This window comes from Parvibaculum sp., from assembly GCF_035511255.1.
Classification (GTDB): Bacteria; Pseudomonadota; Alphaproteobacteria; order Parvibaculales; family Parvibaculaceae; genus Parvibaculum.
Genome location: NZ_DATKFR010000367.1, coordinates 1 through 1,900 on the forward strand (window position 1 = coordinate 1; position 1,900 = coordinate 1,900).

3 protein-coding genes are annotated in these 1,900 nt (G+C 62.9%); all 3 read left to right on the plus strand.

The features are described from left to right. Positions 1–429 (plus strand): FAD-dependent oxidoreductase (locus tag VMR03_RS14035; RefSeq protein WP_325406256.1); only part of this gene is annotated, 429 nt, incomplete at its 5' end. A 78-nt stretch (positions 430–507) separates the two neighbouring features. After that, the gene (locus tag VMR03_RS14040) at positions 508–1,425 is read left to right on the plus strand and encodes an SMP-30/gluconolactonase/LRE family protein (protein ID WP_325406258.1); all 918 of its coding nucleotides are present in this window, start codon (positions 508–510) and stop codon (positions 1,423–1,425) included. A 124-nt stretch (positions 1,426–1,549) separates the two neighbouring features. After that, a partial coding sequence (locus VMR03_RS14045) for a hypothetical protein (RefSeq protein WP_325406259.1) occupies positions 1,550–1,900 on the plus strand: 351 nt, incomplete at its 3' end.

Genomic DNA, 1,900 nt, shown 5'->3' on the forward strand with positions numbered 1-1,900 from the left:
TCGCTGATGGACGAACGCGATCCGGCGCGCCATGCGGTGAGCTTCCAGATCAGGCCTTTCGGCAGCGAGCTCGCCATCGCCTATCTCGGAGGACGCTTTGCCGACGAGATGGAACGCGAGGGCGAAGCGGCGATGGTCGACATGGCAAAATCCGCCATCGCCGACATGTTCGGCTCCTCGATCCTTGGATCGGTCGAGAAAGCGGTGGCAACGGCCTGGAGCGGGGACCCGCACACGCTCGGCGCCTATGCGAGCGCGCTGCCGGGCCATGCGGAGGCGAGGCCTATTCTTTCGGAGCCCGTCGGCGAGCGCATCTTCCTCGCCGGCGAGGCGGTGCATCCATCATGGTTTTCGACGGTGCAGGGCGCGTTTCTCTCGGGACGGGACGCGGTCGAGCGTGCCGCGCTGGCGATCGGCCATCGCGGCTGAGGCCATTGCTCTTCATGGAAGCCATTGCCAGAATGGCGGCCATCGAAAAACGACGAAAAACAAGACAGGGAGGATTTTATGTCTCAGCCGAAGCTGATTGCCGAGGGCTTGCAATTTCCGGAAGGCCCGATCGCCATGCCGGACGGCAGCATCATTCTCGTCGAGATCAAGCGCGGCACGCTGACCCGCGTGACGCCAGACGGGAAGAACGAAGTGATCGCCGATCTGGGCGGCGGTCCGAACGGCGCGGCCATCGGGCCGGACGGCGCCTGCTATGTCTGCAACGACGGCGGCTTCGAGTGGCACGATTTCGGCGGCCTGACGATCCCCGGCAGCAAGCCGGCGAATTATTCCGGCGGCCGCATCGAGCGCGTCGATCTCAAGACCGGCAAGGTCGATGTGCTCTACACCGAATGCAACGGCAATCCGCTGATCGGTCCGAACGATATCGTCTTCGACAAGGAAGGCGGTTTCTGGTTCACCGACCACGGCAAGCATGAGGACCGCATCCAGTATCGCGGCGGTCTCTACTACGCGAAGATCGACGGCTCCTCGATCAAGGAAGTCGCTTTCCCGATCCTCAGCGCCAACGGCGTCGGCCTCTCGCCCGACGAGAAGGTCGTCTATGTCGCCGATACCTATTCGGCGCGTCTCTTCGCCTTCGATATCGTTGCACCGGGCGAAGTGACGCCGCCGACCGGACCGGGCGGTCCGGGCCGTTATGTCGGCGCCGCGCCGGGGCATACCTTCTTCGACTCGCTCGCGGTCGATGCGAAGGGCAATATCTGCGTTGCGACGATCCTCAATGGCGGCATCACGATCTTCGCGCCGGACGGCAAGAACAAGCATGTTCCGATCGACGACATCCTCGTGACGAATATCTGCTTCGGCGGCAAAGACCTGAAGACGGCCTATATCACCGCGTCCTCGACGGGGCGACTGCTGTCGATGGAGTGGGAGACGCCGGGTCTGCCGCTCAATTTCCTGAATAAATAATGTGAGTTCCGCAGCCGGAAATTCCGGCTGCGGAATGGCTCTTTGCGAGCCGAACCTCGCATGCGATCATCCGCCCCCGACGGACGCAGAATCGCCGTCGATAAAAACTCTTGGGGAGATGGATATGCGCATTTTCTTTTTGACGGCGGTTGCGTTGGTCGCGTTCACAGGCTCGGCTTTCGCGGGCGATCCGCTCGCGAGCTATTACGGCAACACGGTCGTGCTCTCGAACCCGAAGACGGGCGATGTGCAGGCCTTCGTCAATCAGGACGGCACCTATTCGACGAAGCTTGCCGACGGCAATACCGTGAGCGGCACCTGGGCCGTGAACGGCGGCGAGACCTGCTACACCCAGACGACGCCTCCGCCGGCGGCGGGCGCCAAGCCCTTCTGCGCCGCGAACGAGGATCGCAAGGTCGGCGATAGCTGGAAGGTCGCGGCGGCGGACGGCTCGGAAACGACGATCACGATCAAA

Coding starts and splice junctions, on each gene's coding strand:
- VMR03_RS14040 (WP_325406258.1), top strand. CDS start 508: ATGTCTCAGCCGAAGCTGATTGCCGAGGGCTTGCAATTTCCGGAAGGC.